Origin of the sequence: Sphingomonas prati (assembly GCF_014643515.1) — a bacterium.
In the GTDB taxonomy this organism is placed as follows: Bacteria; Pseudomonadota; Alphaproteobacteria; order Sphingomonadales; family Sphingomonadaceae; genus Sphingomonas_R; species Sphingomonas_R prati.
On record NZ_BMJP01000005.1, the window covers coordinates 281,397 to 299,299 of the forward strand.

Annotated in this window: 22 protein-coding genes; 4 read left to right on the top strand and 18 right to left on the bottom strand. The window is 69.7% G+C overall.

What is annotated here, in order from left to right:
• Window positions 1-70: 70 nt before the first annotated feature.
• The 14 genes from IEX50_RS15105 to IEX50_RS15170 all read right to left on the bottom strand — a co-directional run bounded on the left by IEX50_RS15105 (window position 71) and on the right by IEX50_RS15170 (window position 9,775).
• Window positions 71-379, bottom strand: a complete 309-nt coding sequence (locus IEX50_RS15105) for a gene transfer agent family protein (protein WP_157177129.1) — start codon at window positions 377-379, stop codon at window positions 71-73.
• The gene (locus IEX50_RS15110) at window positions 370-777 is read right to left on the bottom strand and encodes a phage tail tube protein (protein WP_157176938.1); all 408 of its coding nucleotides are present in this window, start codon (window positions 775-777) and stop codon (window positions 370-372) included. The genes IEX50_RS15105 and IEX50_RS15110 overlap by 10 nt, the downstream gene beginning before the upstream one ends.
• A 110-nt stretch (window positions 778-887) precedes the next feature.
• Window positions 888-1,283 (bottom strand): DUF3168 domain-containing protein, encoded by a 396-nt coding sequence (locus IEX50_RS15115; RefSeq protein ID WP_157176937.1) that lies wholly within the window; start codon window positions 1,281-1,283, stop codon window positions 888-890.
• On the bottom strand, window positions 1,280-1,486 hold the full coding sequence (locus IEX50_RS15120) for a hypothetical protein (protein ID WP_157176936.1): 207 nt from the start codon (window positions 1,484-1,486) through the stop codon (window positions 1,280-1,282). Before IEX50_RS15120 ends, IEX50_RS15115 begins: the two co-directional genes overlap by 4 nt.
• Entirely contained in the window at window positions 1,483-1,773 is a 291-nt protein-coding gene (locus tag IEX50_RS15125) for a head-tail adaptor protein (protein ID WP_157176935.1), read from the bottom strand. The genes IEX50_RS15120 and IEX50_RS15125 overlap by 4 nt, the downstream gene beginning before the upstream one ends.
• A complete protein-coding gene (locus tag IEX50_RS15130) occupies window positions 1,770-2,036 on the bottom strand; it encodes a head-tail connector protein (RefSeq protein ID WP_157176934.1) in 267 nt (88 codons plus the stop codon). Before IEX50_RS15130 ends, IEX50_RS15125 begins: the two co-directional genes overlap by 4 nt.
• An 84-nt stretch (window positions 2,037-2,120) precedes the next feature.
• Window positions 2,121-3,146, bottom strand: a complete 1,026-nt coding sequence (locus tag IEX50_RS15135) for a phage major capsid protein (protein WP_157176933.1) — start codon at window positions 3,144-3,146, stop codon at window positions 2,121-2,123.
• 43 nt (window positions 3,147-3,189) lie between these two features.
• Window positions 3,190-3,594 carry an HK97 family phage prohead protease gene (locus tag IEX50_RS15140; protein WP_157176932.1) on the bottom strand — a complete coding sequence of 135 codons (405 nt, stop codon included), beginning with the start codon at window positions 3,592-3,594 and terminating at the stop codon, window positions 3,190-3,192.
• Window positions 3,591-3,902 (bottom strand): DUF6127 family protein, encoded by a 312-nt coding sequence (locus IEX50_RS15145; RefSeq protein WP_157176931.1) that lies wholly within the window; start codon window positions 3,900-3,902, stop codon window positions 3,591-3,593. The genes IEX50_RS15140 and IEX50_RS15145 overlap by 4 nt, the downstream gene beginning before the upstream one ends.
• Before the next feature lie 67 nt (window positions 3,903-3,969).
• Window positions 3,970-5,103 (bottom strand): phage portal protein, encoded by a 1,134-nt coding sequence (locus IEX50_RS15150; RefSeq protein ID WP_157176930.1) that lies wholly within the window; start codon window positions 5,101-5,103, stop codon window positions 3,970-3,972.
• Between the two features lie 90 nt (window positions 5,104-5,193).
• The gene (locus IEX50_RS15155) at window positions 5,194-6,504 is read right to left on the bottom strand and encodes a DNA-packaging protein (RefSeq protein WP_157176929.1); all 1,311 of its coding nucleotides are present in this window, start codon (window positions 6,502-6,504) and stop codon (window positions 5,194-5,196) included.
• A 15-nt stretch (window positions 6,505-6,519) separates the two neighbouring features.
• Complete coding sequence (locus tag IEX50_RS15160; protein ID WP_157176928.1) at window positions 6,520-6,969, bottom strand: hypothetical protein; 450 nt, start codon at window positions 6,967-6,969, stop codon at window positions 6,520-6,522.
• A 143-nt stretch (window positions 6,970-7,112) separates the two neighbouring features.
• Window positions 7,113-7,706: an SOUL family heme-binding protein gene (locus IEX50_RS15165; RefSeq protein WP_157176927.1), complete on the bottom strand. Its 594-nt coding sequence runs from the start codon at window positions 7,704-7,706 to the stop codon at window positions 7,113-7,115.
• 191 nt (window positions 7,707-7,897) lie between these two features.
• Window positions 7,898-9,775: an ABC-F family ATP-binding cassette domain-containing protein gene (locus IEX50_RS15170; RefSeq protein WP_157176926.1), complete on the bottom strand. Its 1,878-nt coding sequence runs from the start codon at window positions 9,773-9,775 to the stop codon at window positions 7,898-7,900.
• Window positions 9,776-9,843: 68 nt separating this feature from the next.
• On the opposite strand from IEX50_RS15170, the gene IEX50_RS15175 reads away from it, so the two are divergent.
• The gene (locus IEX50_RS15175) at window positions 9,844-10,203 is read left to right on the top strand and encodes a DUF3297 family protein (protein ID WP_157176925.1); all 360 of its coding nucleotides are present in this window, start codon (window positions 9,844-9,846) and stop codon (window positions 10,201-10,203) included.
• Window positions 10,204-10,334: 131 nt separating this feature from the next.
• Here IEX50_RS15175 and IEX50_RS15180 read toward each other — a convergent pair whose 3' ends face one another.
• Together IEX50_RS15180 and IEX50_RS15185 are read right to left on the bottom strand one after the other, a co-directional pair.
• Window positions 10,335-10,973, bottom strand: a complete 639-nt coding sequence (locus tag IEX50_RS15180) for a glutathione S-transferase family protein (RefSeq protein WP_157176924.1) — start codon at window positions 10,971-10,973, stop codon at window positions 10,335-10,337.
• Between the two features lie 20 nt (window positions 10,974-10,993).
• Window positions 10,994-11,440 (bottom strand): DUF6456 domain-containing protein, encoded by a 447-nt coding sequence (locus IEX50_RS15185; RefSeq protein ID WP_157177128.1) that lies wholly within the window; start codon window positions 11,438-11,440, stop codon window positions 10,994-10,996.
• A gap of 288 nt (window positions 11,441-11,728) precedes the next feature.
• Here IEX50_RS15185 and IEX50_RS15190 point away from each other — a divergent pair, with 288 nt between their 5' ends.
• From IEX50_RS15190 to IEX50_RS15200, 3 genes are all read left to right on the top strand, one after another.
• Window positions 11,729-12,292 (top strand): helix-turn-helix domain-containing protein, encoded by a 564-nt coding sequence (locus IEX50_RS15190; protein ID WP_157176923.1) that lies wholly within the window; start codon window positions 11,729-11,731, stop codon window positions 12,290-12,292.
• A 198-nt stretch (window positions 12,293-12,490) separates the two neighbouring features.
• Window positions 12,491-13,204, top strand: coding sequence for a 6-phosphogluconolactonase (gene pgl / locus IEX50_RS15195; RefSeq protein ID WP_157176922.1), 714 nt, complete (start codon window positions 12,491-12,493; stop codon window positions 13,202-13,204).
• On the top strand, window positions 13,201-13,725 hold the full coding sequence (locus tag IEX50_RS15200; RefSeq protein ID WP_157176921.1) for a flavin reductase family protein: 525 nt from the start codon (window positions 13,201-13,203) through the stop codon (window positions 13,723-13,725). The genes pgl and IEX50_RS15200 overlap by 4 nt, the downstream gene beginning before the upstream one ends.
• A gap of 152 nt (window positions 13,726-13,877) precedes the next feature.
• On the opposite strand, the gene IEX50_RS15205 is transcribed toward IEX50_RS15200, so the two are convergent.
• Window positions 13,878-14,540 carry a L,D-transpeptidase family protein gene (locus tag IEX50_RS15205; RefSeq protein ID WP_157176920.1) on the bottom strand — a complete coding sequence of 221 codons (663 nt, stop codon included), beginning with the start codon at window positions 14,538-14,540 and terminating at the stop codon, window positions 13,878-13,880.
• A 113-nt stretch (window positions 14,541-14,653) separates the two neighbouring features.
• Window positions 14,654-17,869: a glycoside hydrolase family 2 TIM barrel-domain containing protein gene (locus IEX50_RS15210; protein WP_157176919.1), complete on the bottom strand. Its 3,216-nt coding sequence runs from the start codon at window positions 17,867-17,869 to the stop codon at window positions 14,654-14,656.
• Between the last annotated feature and the right edge of the window lie 34 nt (window positions 17,870-17,903).

Genomic DNA, 17,903 nt, shown 5'->3' on the forward strand with positions numbered 1-17,903 from the left:
GCGCCTTCCCCCCTCCCTTTCGAGGGAAGGGCCGGGGGTGGGTGCCCTACGGACAACGTGCCGGGCACCATCACCGCCCCTGCAGGATCTGCAGGATCAGCGTGCGCAACGCCGGTGTCACCGCCGCCAGCCCCGCCTCAAGGATCGCCTCGCCCACCCGCTCGCGCGTCAGCTCGGGCCCGCGCTCCGCCACCACATGCCAGAACAGCGCCGCGATCTCCGCCAGCGACAGCGTCCCCGCCGCCGCCCGCTCGACCAGCGCGAACAGCGGCCCCAGCTCGCCCTCCGCCGCCACCAGCGCCTCGAAACTCGGCCTCAGCGTCAGCACCGCACCGTCGACGGTCAGCGCCGCCTCCCCCCGCGCCGGGTTCACGACGATACGACCTGGCCTGAGGACTCGAGTGCAAGCGTATAGGAACGCTCGCCATTATAGTCGCCGGAATAGTCCAGCCGCGCGACCAGGAACCGCCCGCGCAACCGCTCCCCGCTTTCGAAGCTCAGTTCGTAATCGTCGAGCAACCCGGCCAGCGCATTCGCCTTCAGCCGCGTCTCCGCCGCCGATCCGGTAAACACGCCGGCCCCCGCGACCGACACCGATCGCACCCCCGCGCCGGAGAGCAGCTCGCGCCACCCGCCCGAAGCCTTGCTGGTAATCGCCACCGCCTCGCCGTTGATCGACAGCATCGTCGTCCGCATGCCCGCCACGGTCGCATAGACCGGGCTCGCCGCCCCATCCCCGACCTTCAGCAGGAACGCACTTCCCTTTTCCACCGCCATGTCATGATCCCCTGTATCAAAAAGAAAGCCCCCTCCCTTTCAAGGGAGGGGGTTGGGGGTGGGTGCAACGGCACCCCACCCATGAACACGAAGGGAAGACGAGGCCCGCCTCACCCCAGCGAAACCGTCCGCACCCGGTACTCCACCAGCCCCGCCCAGGGCCGCCCCGCATCGCGCACCAGCCGCGCGCGCAGGAACAGCAGCCCCACGATGCTGTGCCCGCCCAGCTCGCGCGCCATCTCATCGATCGCGCCCTCCGCCAGCGCCATCAGCGCGTGGAGCCGCGACGGCCGCCCGCCCTCGTCCCACAACACCACCGCGATCCGGTGCTCGCGCCCCTCCAGCCCCTTCGCACCCCAGTCCGACGTCGTCGCCTCGCCGATCGCCGCATAGGGCAGCTTCGCCTCCGCCGGCGGTCCGTCGAACACGCCCGTCACCCGGTCACCCAGGCCGGCACGCAACGCCGTCACCAGCGCCGCCTGCACCGCTCCCGCCGCATCGCTCATGTCCCGTCCTCCCCGATCATGCCCCGCAAATCGCGCAGCCGCACATCGTCCAGCATCCGCCGCGACAGCCCGCGCCCCACCAGCGTCACGCCGTCCGCCGCATCGATGACATCCAGTTCCGGAAAGGCCGCCCGCAGCCGCGCCGCCACGCGCGCGATCACCGCTAGCTGCCGCCGCATCGCGATCCGCTCGACCCGCGTCACGGTTCTTCCTCAGCAAACAGCGTGATCCGGTCCGGCATCCGCGGATCGGCCAGCACCCGCACCACGCGCAGCTGCATCGCGACCCGCTCGATCCGATCCCCCACCGCGACGTCGCAAGGCCGCATCGCGATCCGCCAGCGCCGCTCCCCGTCCGGCACGCACCCCGCCCACACCGTGCCGACTGGCGCGAACACCGCCGACACGCCCCCCTGCGCATCGCGCACCGGATCGCCGCGCGACACGGTCACCCGCTCGCGCAGCAACCCGGCAAGCCCCGCCCCGCTCACAGCCGCATCTGCCGGTAAGGCCGCCACAGCGCCGCCACCACCGCGGGCGGCCCTGCATCGTCATCGCGGTGCGCATGAAAATGCGCCGCCAGCCGCACGATCCCCTGGGCCACCGCCGCCGGCACCTCGCCCGTCAGCGGCGCCCCTAGGAACCGCTCCGCCACCCCCTCCGCGGCCGCGACCAGCGTCGCGATCAACGCATCCTCCGCGTCCGTCTCCAGGCGCAGATACGCCTTCACCGCGTCGATCCCGACCGCTGCCATCCCACCCCTCCCTACGATAGATCCGCCCGGCCCCAGGCTCGAAAGTTTGGAACCGAGCGGCAACAAGTCATTGATCCGAAACGATCAGTTCGCCGAGAACCGCATGAGCTTGATCGCCTCGGCATTCACCACCGCACCGCCCACGCGCTTGGTGGCGTAGAAGTGGACGAACGGCTTGTTGGTGAACGGATCGCGCAGGATCTGCGTCTCCTGCCGCTCGGCGATCAGGTACCCCACCCGGAAATTGCCGAACGCGATGCCCAGGCTGTTCGCCGCCACGTCGGGCATGTCCTCGGCCTCGACCACCGGATAGCCGAGCAGCGTATCGGGCCGCCCCTCGATCAGCCCCGCCTGCCACACGAACGCCCCGTCCGCGGTCTTCACCTTGCGGATCAGCGACAGCGTCGCGCTGTTCATCACGAACGACGCACCCTGCCGGTACGGACTGCGCAACGCCTGGACCAGGTCGATCAGCCGGTCCTGCGCATTGCTGCCGAACCCGCCCGCCGCACCCGACGGCACGTACTGTAGCGCCCCGAACGCGCGCGTCGCGTCCCCCTCCGGCGCCACCGGTTCGGCCAGGAAGCCGCGCGGCTGATGCACCCCGTTGCCGGACACGAACGCCGCCCCCTCGGCGCGGGCGAACTCGGTCGCCACCTCGTCGGCCAGCCACTGCTCCACATCGAACGCGGCATCGTCCAGCATCGCCTGGCTCGCCGCCGGGTTGGCGTACAGCTCGCCCATCGGCGGCGCGATCTCCGCGAACACGGGCGTGCCCGTCTCCGGACGCCCCGCCGTCTCGGCCACCCAGCCGGACGGCGTCGCGCCGCGCGTCACCAGCTTGCGGTACCCCGCGGTCCCGACCTTCACGACCTGCGCGATCGACCGGATCGGCGAGATGCTCGCCAACGCCGCATCGATCCGGCGGTCGATCTCCTCCGGCACGGCATAGCCGCCCGCCGCATCCGTGACGCCGTTCACGCTCTTCAGCTCGACGCCCACCTCGCGCCCGGCGCGCAGATACCCCTCCACGAACGCCGTCACCGAGCCGTCCGCCCGCGCACCAGACAAGGCCGGCCGCCCGAACACATCTGCCTTCACTTCGTACATATGTCTCTCCTGTTGAAAATTTTCGGTCGGCAAGGCGGTCGCCTCACCAGACCCGATCGACCCGCGCGTCCGGCTGCATTGGCACCGCGACCAGCGACACTTCGAGCAGGTCGACGTCGATCAGTTCACGATATGTTCTCTGGCGAATTCGCCGGGAACGGTATCCGAACGACAGCCCCGTCACCGCGCCGGCCAGCAACGCCGCCGCCATCGTCGACCCTGCCGGCACCTGTCCGGCGACGCGGAGCCCGCGCGCATCCTCGACCAGCGCGTCGATCGTCCCGACCGGCCGCAACCCGCCGTGCTGACGCAGCAGCGCGACCCGCCCCGGTCGTCCGGCCAGACTCCGCGAAAACGCCCCCGCCCGCACGATATCGCCACCGCGGTCCACCACGTCGAACAGCGCCGCATAGCCCTCGAACCGTACCACTTCTGCCGGCCTGCTCATGGCTTCAGCAACTCGGTCAGCCCCAGCCGCGCCGCCATCGCCACGACCAGCAGCGCCAGCGCGATCCGCATCGCCCACGCCAGCACCGCGTTGCGCGCCGATACCTTCGCATCACGCCACGCCTTCAGAAGCTCGCGCAACGCACTGATATCGTTACGTGCGGACAGGTCGCTCAGCCCCAGCCGCTCCAGCGCCCGCCCCGCCCCCGCCTCGCTCGCCTCCTCGATCAGCGCGCGCAACGTCACCAGCGCCGCTCCCTCCTCCTCCGCCTGGCACAGCAACCGCGCCAACATCGCCACATCGGTCATCCCATCCTCCCCCCTCAATGCCTGTAGTTCCCCGGCGAAGGCCGGGGCCTAGACGCAACCGCGCCACCTAGGCCCCGGCCTCCGCCGGGGAACCAGCCACCTCCACCGCAAACCCCAGCAACTCACGCTTCTCCGCCCGCGACAGGAAATCCGCCGCCGCCACCTGCCCCCACATCGCGGCGCGATCACCCGACAGCGCCGGCACCGCATCCAGGTCGACGACCAGCGCCAGCCCCGGCCACCACGCCGCCAGCCCGTCCGACACGCCGTCGAGCAACCGCGCCACCAGCGGCAGCACGGTCAGCCGCCACAGCGCACGGCTCGCCTCCGCATAATTGGCGTAGGTATTGTCGCCGGGCAGCCCGAGCAGCATCGGCGGCACCCCGAACGCCAGCGCGATCTCGCGCGCCGCCGCGGCCTTCAGCCCGACGAAATCCATGTCGGCCGGCGACAGGCTCATCGCCTGCCACTTCAGCCCCCCTTCCAACAGCATCGGTCGCCCGGCGTTGCTGGACCCGGCGAAGCTCGCCTCCATCTCCGCCTTCAACCGATCATACTGGTCACGGCTTAGCACCGCCCCCGGCTCGCCCGGGTCATAGACCAGCGCCCCCGACGGCCGCGCCGCATTGTCGAGCAACGCCTTGTTCCACTGCGTCGCCGCGTTGTGGATCGCCACCGGCCCCGCCGCCGCACCCAGCGACCCGACCCCATAATGATCGTCGAGCGGATGCAACGCCTTCAGGTGCACCACACCCCCCGCGCCCCCCTCACCCGCTACCGGATAACGCGTCGTCACCGCCCCCGCCTGATACCGGTACGCCACCGGCCACCCGCCCGCATCCGCCTCCACGGTCACACGCTCCGGCCGCAGCGGATACAGCGCCTCCGGCACCCCGTCCGCCCCGCACCCGATCAGCAGATAGGCGTTGCCGTGCAACAGCATCTGCGCCGCGACCGTTTCCAGCACCGGCTTCACGATCCGTTCCGCGACATGCCCCTGTTCGGCCGCCAGCACCGTCACGCTGCCACACGCATCCGCCACCATCCGCACCGACCGCTGCGCCACCGCATTGCCCAGATACGCCGCCCGCACCTGCGCCTCGTACCCGCGCGGCCAATCCCCGAGCACGCCGCCCCCCGCACTCCGCACCAACGCCGGACGCGCCTCCGCACGCCCGGACTTCCGCCCGAACAACCACATGACAGCACTCCTAAAAAAGCCAGAACCGTCCATCCCGAGCGAAGTCGAGGGACCCGTCGAGCGCAGCCGAGACGCGCACCACCTAGGAAACTACAAAACCCTTAAAGCGGGCGCGCCACCCCCGCGCCCCAGCATCAGCTCGGTCATCGCCCACACCAGCGCATCCGCCCGGTCCGGCGACCGCCCCGGCCCCACATAGGCGCCGCCCGACAACAGCCCAGCCAGCTCGTCCTCAAGCCGCGGAAACGCGCCGACATGCACCGCGCGCCCGGCCTCGTACAACGCCGCCACCGGTTCCGCCCGCGCCACCTTGCCGCGGCTGGCATGGACCAGCTTCACCGGCATGGCGCGGTTCGCGGCGCGCAGCACGCTGTCGACCATCGCGCCGCCATTGTTCGCCTCCGCCACCACGCGGTCCGCCCCGTGCGCCGCGGCCGCATCCGCCACCGCCTGCGCCCAGCCTTCCGGGCTCGCGCCCTGCACGCTGGCGTCGGCCACTACCTGCGCCACCCCGTCCGCGCCCAGCGTGACCACCACGATCCCGCACGCGTCCGACGTCGCCGTCGCCCCCGCCGGCGGATCGACCGCCACCACGGTCCGCACCGCCGGCACCGCCACATCGCGCCGGCACGCCTCGATCAGCGCCCGGCTCCACAGCGCACCGTCGATCTCTTCGATCAGCTCGCCGTCCAGCTCCTGCCGCCCCAGCCGCGTTCCGCCGTACAGCGCGTCCATCGTCGCCACGAACGCGTCCGCCAGGTTCGCGCGATTGTCCGCCGTCCGCCCACGCGTCACCACCACGCCCGGCATCGCGATCAGCCGGCGGACCAGCGGCACCGGCCGCGGCGTCGTGGTCGCCACGATCCGGGGCAAGCGCCCCAGCCGCAATCCCATCGCAAGATTGTCCCATGCCGCGTCGCCCCCCTTCCATTTCGCGATCTCGTCCGCCCAGGCCACATGATGCTGCGGCCCGCGCAGCGCCTCCGGTTCCGCCGCGGAATACACCGTCGCCGTCCCCCCGCCCGGCCACCGCAGCCGGCGCAGCGACGGCTCCCACACCGGCCGTACATGAGCCGGCGCGATCGCCAGCAGCCCGCTTTCCCCCTCCACCATCACCGCCCGCGCCTCGGCATAGGTCGCGCCGATCAGTGCGGCCTGCACCCCCGGCCGCCCTTCCAGCTGCGCGCGCACCCACTCCGCCCCGGCGCGTGTCTTGCCGAACCCGCGCCCGCCCAGCATCAGCCACAACCGCCAGTCCCCCGGCGGCGCGCGCTGCCCCGGCCGCGCCCACAGCTCCCAATGATGCTCCAGCCCGCGCGCGCCCTCGCCCAGCCGGCGCAGCATCCGCCGCCGCTCCGCATCCGGCAGGAACGCCAGCCGTTCGCCCAGCGATCGTTCCATGGCCCCGCCCCCCGCTCATTCCGCGATGCTTTCCAGCCGGCGCTTCATCTCCGACAGTTTCTCGTCGATCCGGTCGGTCACCACGCCCAGGTCGTCGATCTCCTCGAAGATGCCGGTCGCCTGCACCGCCGCGCGATGTTGCCGCAGCAGCTGCAACCAGGTCCGCTCCTCGTGGCTGGTCGGCGCATCGCGCTCGGCCTCGCCCCCCGCCGCGCGCGCCAGCGCGCGTTGCAGCATCCGCAGCTCCAGCCGCAGATACCCCTCGGCCAGCGCGCGCAGGAACGCCGCACGGAACTTCGCATCCGCCTGCCGCCGCTGCCACGCCCGCTTGTCGGTCGTCCCCACCGCGATCGCCGATTGCGTCACGTTGGCGGACCCGGCCAGCTCCTCCAGAAACCTCTTCTCGATCGTCGCCGACCAGGTCGCCGGCTTGTCCGCCTTCGTCTCCGTCGCCCCATCTCCCATGCGTCATGCCCCCCGGACGACGAAGGGGCCGGAAAGCGTCTCCGCCCCGGCCCCTTTCGGAATTTCTCATCATTCACGTCACGTGCCAGATCAGCGCGCCGCTGTCAACCGATTTTAACTGATCTGGTTCACGCCGTTGCCTTTCAAACGACGGCCTGCCAAACCTCGTTATGCTTTAGCGGCCCGGGAATGAACGGCGAGTTGAAGAACGCATGCTCCACGCCGCCGACCGGCTCCAGCCCGCGGGCCTTGATCCACGCCGCCAGCTGCGCGCTCTTCTCCACCAGCAACGCGTCGTCGGCCTTGCCCGGAAAGCGGATCGTCGCCACCCTCCGCGCCGCGATCAGTTCGATCTCGATTCCTGCGTCCGGCGTCGGCAACGTGTCGCGCGTGTAGGCCTTGGGCATCACGAAACTCACGGTCCACCCGCGCCCCTCGGTCCGCTCGGCCAGCACCGGCGCGGTCATCGCGATCTCGTCGCCCTCGCGGTGCTCGGCGAAGATATAGCCGGCCAGCACGCCGAACCCCTGCCCGAGCGCGCGGTCGCGCCCGCCCGGCTGCACCGTCCGCGCCACGAGGATCGGCGGATAACGGCGCAGCTCGAACACGCCGTCCTCCTCGACGGTTACATAATCCGCCTTCTCGGTCGTCCGCTCCTTCAGCCAGTACAACCCCGCACCCGCCACCGCGACCGCCCCCACGCCCGCCGCCCAACGCCCGATCCTGCGATAATTCATAAGGGGGTCCTTCTACTTCTGGGCTCCTCTCCTGCTTGGGAGGGAGCCGACATGCTCGAACTAGCAACGTCGCAGGTATGAAGCGGTTGCCCACACCCCAACCCCTCGCGGGAACAAGAGGGACGAAGCGCGCTTCAACTCGCCCGCTTCACCAGTCCCCCCACCCCAAACCGTCAGTCAGCCAGCAAGTCTCAGCTCGCCTTCTCCAATACCTCGCTCGCCTCGACCCAGACCGCTTCCGCCGCGGCCAGCCCGGCCTCCGCCTCGGCCCGCTTCTTCATCAGCTCCGACATCGTCAGCTTCGCATAAGCCGCCCCGGCCGACTTCGGATCGAACATCGCCAGGTCAATCTCGCCGCGGATCGCCGAGAACATCGCCATCTCGCGCTCCGCCGCCTGCACGGCCTTCTTCAGCCCCTGCGACTTCTCGCGCAGCTCCGCCGCGGCCTTCCGGTCCTGCTTCGACTTGTTCTTGCCGCCGCCCGACGCCGCATCGCCGGACGAGCTGCCCGACCCCTTCAGCACCATTTCGGTATAGTCGTCGAGCGATCCCGAATATTCGGTTGCCGTCCCGTTATCGACCAGCACCAGCCGGTCCGCGGTCAGCTCCAGCATGTGCCGATCATGGCTCACCAGCACCACCGCACCCGAATAATCGTTCAGCGCCTGGACCAGCGCCTCGCGCGAATCGACGTCCAGGTGGTTCGTCGGCTCGTCGAGGATCAGCATGTGCGGCGCCTCCCGCGTGATCAGCGCCAGCGCCAGCCGCGCCCGCTCGCCACCCGACAGCTTGCCGACCTTGGTCAGCGCCTTGTCGCCGGAAAACCCGAACCGCCCGAGCTGCGCGCGCACCGCACCGGGGCTCATCCCCTTCATGATCCGCGTCATATGCTCCAGCGGCGTGTCGGACGTGTCGAGTTCCTCGACCTGGTACTGCGTGAAATACCCGACCTTCATCTTGCCGGACGACGTCATCTCGCCGTCCATTGCGGGCAGCTGCGCCGCCAGCAGCCGCGCCAGCGTCGTCTTGCCGTTCCCGTTCCGCCCGAGCAGCGCGACCCGGTCGTCCGGGTCCAGCCGGAAGTTCAGCCGCTGCAAAATCGGCGTCTCGGCATAGCCCACCGCCGCCATGTCCAGCGTCACCAGCGGCGGGCGCAGCTCGCTCGGGTCGGGGAAGTTGAACGACAGCGTCGGATCCTCGGCCGCACTCGCGATCGGCTGCATCCGCGCCAGCGCCTTGGCGCGCGACTGCGCCTGCTTCGCGGTCGATGCGCGTGCCGAGTTGCGCGCGATATAGTCCTGCAACTTCTCGCGCTGCTTGGCCTGGCTCGCCCGCGCCGACTCCAGCTGCGCCAGCCGCTCGGCCCGCTGCCGCTCAAACGAATCATAGCCGCCCGCGTAGAGCGTGGTCGTGCCGTTCTCGAGGTGCAGGATATAGTCGACGACATTGTTCAGCAGGTCGCGCTCGTGGCTGATCACCACCATCGTCGCGCGGTAGCCCTTGAGAAAATTTTCGAGCCACATCGTGGCTTCCAGGTCGAGATGGTTCGACGGCTCGTCGAGCATCAGCAGGTCCGGACCGGAGAACAGCAACGCCGCCAGCGCCACGCGCATCTTCCAGCCACCGGAGTAGCTGTCGAGCGGCCGCCCCTGCATCTCCTCGTCGAAACCGAGACCTACCAGGATCCGCGCCGCCCGCGCCGGCGCACCATAAGCGTCGATCGCGATCAGCCGCTCGTGCACCTCGCCCAACCGGTCGAGGTCCTGCTCGGTTTCGCTCTCCTCCAGCAACGCCTTGCGCTCCAGGTCGGCGTCCAGCACCGTCTCGAACGGCGTCGCGGTGCCCGACGGCGCTTCCTGCGCGATATAGCCGATCTTGGCGCCCTTCGGCATCTCGACCGTGCCCTCGTCAGCGTCGCCCAGGCCGCAGATGACCTTCATCAGCGTGGACTTGCCCGCGCCGTTCCGCCCGATCAGGCCGACGCGCGCCCGCGTCGGCAACGCGGCGGTCGCGCGGTCGAGGATCGTGCGTCCGCCAAGACGCACCGTGATACCGTTCAGATTCAACATGGCCGCGCCGATAGCGTAATTTGCTGCACCGCGCTATCGGACACGAAACACGAAGCACGGAACGCATCATGACCGACCAGACCCCAGACCAGATCCCGACCGACCAGCCGCTCGCCGAGCAGGCGCAGGCCGCTTCCGAACAGACGGCCGCCGATCAGGCCGCGGCTACGTCCGACACGCCCCCCGACCGCCTGTCGACGAACCCGAAGAGCCCGTTCTTCATTCCCGAGCATCTCCAGCGCGGCGTCGGCATCGTCTTCAACGGCGTCGAAAAGACGAACGTCGACGAATATTGCATCTCCGAAGGCTGGGTGAAGATGGCCGTCGGCCGCACGCTCGACCGCAAGGGCAACCCGATGACGATCACCCTGAAGGGCAAGGTCGAACCCTACTACCGCGACACCGCCGCAGCCGCCGAAGACGCCTGAACCGGGATCCAGGGCCGCGCCGTCCAAGGCAAAGCCCCCGCCCCCAACGTCATCCCGGCGAAAGCCGGGATCTCCCTTCGGTCGGCGGTGAGAGCTTCACCGGCGCAAGAGCAGGCCGCCCAGCAAGCACCTCACCCCATCCGCGCCAGCAGAGCCCGCTCCTTCTCCAGCAATCCCGCAAAGGACGGCCGCGCCAGGATGGCCGCCTTGTACGCCGCGATCCGCGGAAACCCGTCCAGCGTCCCGCCGGCATGCTCCAGGTTCACCAACGGACTCACCACCGCCAGATCCGCCAGCGTGATCCGGTCCTCGACCAGGAACAGGCTCTCCGGGATCCGCGCCTCCAGATACGCCAGCACCCCCGGCACGACATCCGCCTCGCTCGCGTCCGCCGCCGCCAGATCGCCCGGCTTGCCCTCGAACCGCGGGCTCACCACCCGGTTGAAGAACAGCGGACGGATCGCGTCGAACATCTCCGCGTCGCCAAACTCGTCCCAGAACATGGCTGTGCCCCGCGCCCGCGGCTCCACCGGGATCAGCGCCGGCTCGGGATGCAGCGCCTCGATATACGCCACGATCGCCGACGAATCGGCCAGCAGATAGTCGCCGTCGCGCAACGCCGGCATCTTGCCCAGCGGGTTCGCCTCGCGGAACGCCGGATCGTCGCTGCCACGCGCCACGCGGTGCAGGTCGATCGCGACCCCCTTCTCCGCCGCGAACGCCAGAACCTTGCGCACGAACGGCGAAAACGAACTTCCGTACAGGATCATCGCACACCCTCTTCCAGGCCTCACCCCATGCCATAATGATCCGCCAGCCGGTCGAGCGCCAGCCTCAGCACCAGCTTCCCCGAGCGTTTCGGCCACCCCAGCGCGCGCTCCGCGGCCTCCAGCCCCTCGCCCGCGCACGCCACCCGCCACAGCACGTCGGACAGCCCCGGCCCTGCCGCCGCCACCGCCGCCTCGAACCGCCGCTTGGCCGACAGCTGCGCGCCCGACGGATCGATCGCGCCGCCCGCGCCGCCGCCGCCGGGCGTCGCCGCCGGGTCCCACCGCATCGTCACGCGCGGGGCCAGCTGCGCCGTCTCCCAGTCCGCCCGCACCCGCTCGCCCGCATCATATTGCCGCGCGGTCACATGCCCCCGCGCACGCAGCCAGCCGAGCGGCGACTCGCCCAGATTGACCGTCACCCGTCGCCCCGCGCCCTCGACCGCCGCCAGGTTCCGCTCCACCAGCATCCGGTTCGCCCCCTCTGGCCTCGCATCGCGCACCGACCAGCCCCTGCCTGCCTCGGTCGCGACCAGCCCGCCCTCCGTCATCCGCGCCAGGTCCGCGCGCACCAGCAATTCGACCAGCGCCACCGGCGTGTCCGACAACCGGCGCCCCGCGGCCAGCGCCGCCATCACCGCCTGCCCCCGTCGATCGAGTATCACGCCCATGCCCTCATCCTCCGCCTACGTCCAAGCACTTGCCACAACGTCACGATTGTAGGACAGCGGAATAACCGAACTGGTTAGGAGCTCTCCATGATCACCGTCATCCGCGACGTCCGCCGGGCCAAGGGCATGACGTTGCAGGACGTCGCCGACGCCTGCACCCCGCCCACCACGGCGCAGACGATCGGCCGCCTCGAAACCGGGATGCGCACCGTGTCGGTCGGCTGGCTCAACCGCATCGCGGCGGCCCTTGGCGTCCCCGCTGCCGATCTCGTCCGCCTGCCGGACCAGGCCGACCTGGCCGTCGCCGCGATCCTCGGCGGCACCGGCGCGCACGCCCCGCGCCAATCCGACGCCGTCCTGCCGCCGCGTCCCGCGCCCGATCATGTCGCGGTCATCGTCGATGCCGGCGTCGGCGACTACCGCGCCGGCGACGTCCTGTGGTGCCGCCGCGTGGGTCCGGACGGCTTCCCCTCTGCGCTCAACCGCGACATCCTCGTCCCCCGCCCGGCCGGCCGCTTCCTGTTCGGCCGCCTCATTGGCCGCGAAGCCGGCAAGCTCCAGATGCTCCCGCTCGGCGCCGGCATGCGCCAGCAGGTCCTCGCCGACCCCCCCTGGGCCGCCATCGCCAACCTCCTGGTCCGCACGCTTTAAGCGGGTGAAACAGAATAGCCCTCCCCCCACCGGGGGGAGGGTTGGGTGGGGGGCTCAGGCCAGAAAAACCCTCACCCCCAGCAAAGCCCTCCACCCCGACCCTTCCCCCAATGGGTGCAGGGAGCAGCCAATACCCCCCCTCGCCACCCCCGCCGCCATCCGCTATGCCCCGCCCGACACCCCAAGGAGACCCTACCGATGATCGAAGCCGAATGGTGGGAGTTCGAGGATCGCGACAGCCTGGCGCAACAGGTCGCCGACGATATCGAATTCGTGATCGAACGCGCGCTCGCCGGTCGCGGCCATGCGCTGCTCGCGGTCACCGGCGGCAGCATGCCGGCCGCGATCTTCGCGGAACTCGGCAAGCGCAAGATCGCCTGGGACAAGGTCGTCATCACGCTGACCGACGACCGGATCGTGCCCGATGACGACAAGCTCAGCAACTTCGCCGAACTGACCAAGATGGCGGGCAAGACCGGCGCGACGCTCGTGCCGCTCGTCCGCGGCGCCACCGCGACGGACGATCCCGCCGCCACCGGCCGCGCCGCCGACGCGCGCCTCGCCGACCTGCATTTCCCGCCCGATCTCGTCTGGCTGGGCATGGGGGAGGACGGCCACACCGCGTCGATCTTCCCGGGTCCCGACTTCAACCATGCGGTGAACGGCCCCGCCGCGCGCCGTGCGGTCGGCGTCCGGCCTGATCCGATGCCCGCCGATCGCCCCGCCAACCGCGTCACGCTGACCCTGCCGGCGCTCGCCGGTGGCCACGCCATGATCGTCACGATCGCCGGCGACGTGAAGAAGGCCACGCTGGAACGCGCAATCGAGGAAGGCCCCTCGTCCACCCTGCCGATCGGCCGCGTGCTGGCCGCCACCGAAGCCGCGATCGACATCTACTGGAGCGCCGAATGACGACCGCGACCGATCTGGATATCCCGCCCGCCACCGACACCGCGACGCTCGCCGCTGCGGTCCGGCTGGCCCTGCGCCGGATGGCCAAGTCGGTCACGGTCATCACCGCGCTGCACAACGGTCGCCGCTATGCGATGGCGGCGACCGCGGTCGATGCGCTATCGATGGATCCGCCGTCGATGATCGTCTCGGTCAACCGCTCCGCCTCGCTCCACGCCCCGCTCGCCGCCGGCGCCGACTTCTGCATCAACGTGCTCGGTGCGATGCACGAGGATGTCAGTCGCGCCTGCGGTGGCGGCGCCTCGGGCGAGGACCGCTTCGCCACCGGCAACTGGATCACCGGCCCGCGCGGCCTGCCAATGCTCGCCGACGCACAGGCCGCCTTCGTCTGCCACAACGACGTCTCGCTCGGGTACGGCACCCACGGCCTCTTCATCGGCCGCCTCGTCGACGTCCGCTCCTACGGCGACGTCGACCCGTTGGTGTATCTGGACGGCCGCTACACGCGACTGGCGGAGTAGAACGCCTGACAGTTCTCCGGCGCAGGCCGGGGCCTAGATGCAACCTCTTCCAGTCCCACCCCTGAACACCCCGCTTCGATACGAGTCCTCGCTACGCGCAAGAGCGCTACTCGATCTCTACTCAGCACGAACGGGCGGAGTGCAAAGCCCGCTCAGGCAGCCTTGATCGCCTGCCCCTGCCCCAGCATCTCGCCGCGCGTGATGATCACCCGGTCGCCTAGCTTCATCACCTTGAACAGCTTCGCCGCAAACGCGGTTGGCACGCCGATGCAGCCATGCGTCACCGTGCCCCATTCCACGTCGCTGCCATGGATCGCAACGCCGTCGTTGGTCAGCCGTAACATGTACGGCATCGGCGCATCGTACAGGTTGGACACATGGTCCGCGTCCTTCTGCGTGATCGGGAAGATGCCGGTCGGGGTCGGCCGCTCGTCCGCGCCGTACATCACCACCGCGGTCCCGATTTCGTACCCACCGCGAAACACCGACAGCGTCTGCGCGACCAGGTCGACCGTCACGATCATCGGCCCCGCCGGCACGCCCGCCTCGTCCCACACATAATCGCCATGCGTGAATGGCCGCGGCACATCCAGCACGCGCTTGATCACCATCCCCTGATCCACCGGCGCAGCAGCGACGGGAGCAGGAGCCGCCACCGCCGGCTTCGCCGCCGCAACCCGTACCGGCGCCGCAGCCGGCACCACCGGCTCCCGCGCCGAAATCCCGGCGATCCATGCGAGCGGACCCAGCACGGCAATACCCAGCGCCACATACGCCACCGGCCGCCAGCCTGCCCGTCCTGTTCCGCCCGTCATCGCACCGCTCCCATCGTCCCGCCCGCCATCGCGCAAAGCGACCAGCAAGACCAGTGCCCCTCTACGCCCGTCCCACGCCGGCACATTAACCAAGCGCGTTCACGCCCCAACGATCAGAACGTCACTTCAGCCCCCGTTGCCGAAGCCGGCATCGCCCCGGCGCCCGCCAGCGCACCACCACCCGCCGACAGCGTGAACCGGTACCGCACCGGCGCCACCGCGATCCGGTACCGCTCCAGCGGCCGCCCGAGCGCACTCCAGCTGTCCGTCCCGCCCAGGCCGCTCTGCACTGCATCGATCGACAGGCTCACCTCGCCATGCGGCACGATATCGCTACTCTTGCGTGTTCCGGGCGGCCGCCGCGACAGGTCGTCATACGGAAAGCCCAGCACGTTCATCGACAGCGGCGCCGCCCCGCGCACCATCAGCGCCGGCACGCCCGCCCCCGTCACCCGCATCCAGCGTACGCCGACCTTATTCCCGGTCTCCTGCGGCCGCATATAATCATGGTTCTGGTCCGCGATCGCCCCGGCCCAGCGTCCCAGCGCCGCCCCCGCCTGCCGATCCACATAGCTCTCGTGCGGCCCCTTGCCGTACCATTCCACGCCCTTGAACCCCGACGGCATCCGGTACGCCAACCCGACGCGCAGCGGATCGGGCAATCCGCTCCGCAACGGCGTAAACGCCGCATCCACCGTCACGCTCCCGTCGCCCAGCATCCGATACCGGTTCTCGAACCGCGCCGCCCCGTCGCCCACTAGGAACCGCACCACGACCACGCCCTTGTCGCCGCTCCGCTCCACCCTCACCGCCTCCACCGTCCGGCGCACCGACGCATCGCGCCACATCGCATGGGTCCGCTCCACCTTGGTGCCCAGATCATTATCGGTCAGCGCGCGATAGAAATCCGGACTCCCCCCGGTCAGCACCGCGCTCCCACCCTTGTCGTAAGCCACCATCCCGGTCGCCCGGTCCACGACCAAAGCAGCATCCCCGGCAGACAGCGTCACCCGCCCATCCGCATCACGCACCGTCACCGCACCGGCCACCACCACGGGCTCCTCAGCGACCGCCGGCAACACGAACTGCTCCCAGGCCACCAGGCTCCCCGCCGGCACCATCGGCACCGCCCCGCCCCGCGCCCGCGCGGTCAGCGTCATGACATATTCATGTCCCGCCCGCCGCGCGATCGTCGGCATCGGCACAGTCACCGCCCCCTCCGCCCGCGCCGCGACGCTCACCGCCGGCATCACCCCACGCGCCACCGCGACACCGTCCTCCAGCATCACCCAGCCCAACTCGTGCCCGGCGAGATCGCGAAAATCCTGCCGGTTGGTGATCGTGAAGCGCCCCGCCGCCAGATCATCCGCCCGGAACGCGATCGGCTGATACACCTTGCGCAGCTCGAACAGGCTCGGGTTCGGCGTCCGGTCCGGCTGGATCAGCCCGTCGCCGAACTCGATGTCGCCACCCGGGTTCGGCCCGTACAGGTTGCCCGTCCCCCAATAAGGCTCGCCATTCGCATCGCGCGCATGCATCGACTGGTCGACCCAGTCCCACACGAACCCGCCCTGCAGCTTCGGATTGGCATAGATCGCGTCCCAGTAATCCGCGAGGTTCCCGCCACTATTGCCCTGCATATGCGAATATTCGCACTGGATCAGCGGCTGCGTGAACCGCTTGTCGCGGGCGTAGGCGATCGTCTGGTCCACGCTGAAATACATCGGCGCGAATATATCCGCATAGGTGTTGGGCTTCGCCTCGCTCAGCGTCCCCCACCCTAGATAACTGATCGGCCGCGTCGGATCGCGCCGCCTGGCCTCCGCCGCCGCCTTGGCAAACGCCGGCCCGATCCCCGCCTCGTTCCCCAACGACCAGAAGATGATCGACGGGTGGTTCTTGTCGCGCTCCACCATGTTGGCGACGCGCGAGACATGCGCCGCATCCCACGCCGGGTCGTACCCGATCTGGTAAAGCTCGCGCTCGCGGTCGCCCTTCCAGCCCATCTCCATATAGGCGTGCGATTCGATATTGGCCTCGTCCATCACGTACAGGCCATATTCGTCGGCCAGGTCGTACCAGCGCGGGTCGTTCGGGTAATGCGATGTGCGGACGGCGTTGACGTTGTTGCGCTTCATCATCTCCATGTCGCGGCGCATCGATGCCATCGATATGAAGTGGAACGTGTCGGGGTCATGCTCGTGCCGGTTGACCCCGCGGATATAGACCGGCCGCCCGTTTACCGTCAGCCGCCCGCCCTGCACCGCCACGTCGCGAAACCCGATCCGCTGCGCCGTCGCCTGCATCACCTTGCCCTGCGCGTCGATCATCTCGACCAGCAATGTGTAGAGGTTCGGCGTCTCGGCGGACCAGGACCGCACGTCCGCCACCCGCGCGCTCAACCGCACGCTCCGCTCGCCCGCCCCCGGCCGCACCACCGCACTCCGCTGCGTCACCGTCCGTGCGCCATCCAGCAACGTCGTCCGCACCGTCATCGCGGTCCGCCCCGGCAAGACCTTCGCCGTCACGTCCAGCGTCCCGTCGCGCCACCCGTTGGTCAGCCCGGCCTTGACCGCGAAATCGCGCACCTGCGCCTTCGGGGCCGCCATCAGGAACACGTCGCGTTCGATCCCCGACACCCGCCAGAAATCCTGATCCTCCAGGTAAGATCCGTCGGACCAGCGATAGACCCGGATCGAGATGCTGTTGCGCCCCGGCTGCAGGTGTCGCGTCACGTCGAACTCGGACGGCAGCTTGCTGTCCTCGCTATACCCGACCATCCGGCCGTTCACCCAGACATAATAGGCCGAACCCGCCGCCCCGATATGCAGCAGCACGTCCTGCCCCGCCCACCCCGCCGGCACCTCGACATCGCGGCGATACGATCCCACCGGATTGCGATCATGCGGGATCAGCGGGCGGTTCGCCGGAAACGGATAGGTGATGTTATTGTAGCGCGCCTGGTCGTACCCCTCGGTCTGCCAGTCCGCCGGCACGCGGATCGGCTTCCACCCCGACACGTCGTAATCGTCGCGATAGAAATCCGCCGGCGCGCCTTCGACGTTCGGCGAAAAATGAAACTGCCACGCGCCGTTCAGCGACAGGAACCGCGCGGACGCCGCCATGTCGCCCGCGATTGCCTTGTCTCGATCCTCGAACGGAAACCCCGACGCCCGCGCCGGCTCCTTGCCGCGTTCGAACACCGCGGGGTTCTCCCAGTCCGGTCGGCTGGCGTCGATCTGCGGCGACATCGGCACAACCGGCCGGTCCTGCGCGGCGCCCGCCTGCGCGAACAGCAACGGCACCACCATCGCGGCCAGTCGGCGCATATCCATCTCCCCGGAGCGTCTTCGTCGTTATCTA